Source organism: Vibrio sp. 1288 (genome assembly GCF_033344475.1).
The window spans coordinates 1-554 of the sequence record NZ_JAWPOX010000969.1 but is presented as its reverse complement, the minus strand read 5'-3'; the positions used below and the strand labels follow the sequence as shown (position 1 = coordinate 554).

Below are 554 nucleotides of genomic sequence, written 5' to 3'. Positions count from 1 at the left end.
CAATCTGTACTGGATTCGGTGTTAGACGCCAAAAACTGATTGTTTTGGGTTTGGGAGATGTGTTCTTGGGCATGAAACAAACGATAAATGGTCAACAGGTTGGTGACGATAAAGGTGCTCTCAACCAATGAGCCACCAATCGAGCCAAGCCATAGGTTGTGGCTCACCCAACAAAATGAGTTGAATAAAATTAAGCTGCGCAGGGCGATGCCTTGTTTGGAAAAGAGCGCCCAAGTGGCGACGGACGATCCGATTACCGTGAGTAACTCAAAAAAGTGAGTTATGTTTGGAAGGGTCATCAGCCACATAAGAGCAATGAAGAACCACATCACTTTGCGCGATTGAGTTTTGATGGAGGCGAAACTGCGAATGCCATTAATGACCACGCCAATGGCCGCCACGGTTGCGCCCAGTAAGGCGAAATGAACGCCCATGATGAAACAAAATGCCATCATCTGATAGCGAAAGCGTAGGTCATCTTTCTGCCAGAAGGCCATCACGCCAACCAGAAATGCGATGCCGCCAATGCCTTGTGCTAACCCGTTTTCCATCTA

1 protein-coding gene is annotated in these 554 nt (G+C 47.8%); it reads right to left on the bottom strand.

Translation table 11 applies throughout. The features are described 5' to 3' along the window. The coding region (locus R8O11_RS30390) for a YgjV family protein (protein WP_069505570.1) at positions 1-551 on the bottom strand (551 nt) is incomplete at its 3' end. Between the last annotated feature and the right edge of the window lie 3 nt (positions 552-554).